Source organism: Cellulomonas sp. P4_A2 (assembly GCF_056402515.1).
Map to the genome: position 1 here is coordinate 1 of NZ_JBFUHG010000064.1, position 553 is coordinate 553.

A 553-nucleotide genomic window follows, 5' to 3' on the forward strand; every position below is an offset into this window, starting at 1 on the left:
GCTTCGGGTCTTGAGCGTGCTACTAAAACGCCCTATTCGGACTCGCTTTCGCTACGGCTTCCCCACACGGGTTAACCTCGCAACACACCGCAAACTCGCAGGCTCATTCTTCAAAAGGCACGCAGTCACGACTGTTGCTCCGAAGAACAACAGCGACGCTCCCACGGCTTGTAGGCACACGGTTTCAGGTACTATTTCACTCCGCTCCCGCGGTACTTTTCACCATTCCCTCACGGTACTATCCGCTATCGGTCACCAGGGAATATTTAGGCTTAGCGGGTGGTCCCGCCAGATTCACACGGGATTTCTCGGGCCCCGTGCTACTTGGGTGTCTCTTAAACGAGCCGTTAATGTTTCAGCTACGGGGGTCTTACCCTCTACGCCGGACCTTTCGCATGTCCTTCGCCTACATCAACGGTTTCTGACTCGCCTCACAGCCGGCAGACTGTGAAAAAGAGATCCCACAACCCCGCATGCGCAACCCCTGCCGGGTATCACACGCATACGGTTTGGCCTCATCCAGTTTCGCTCTCCACTACTCCCGGAATCACGG

Annotated in this window: 1 rRNA gene; it reads right to left on the bottom strand. The window is 56.1% G+C overall.

Features of this window, described 5'->3' with window-relative positions:
* Positions 1-553, bottom strand: a 23S ribosomal RNA gene (locus AC1DUE_RS20090); the annotation flags it as partial.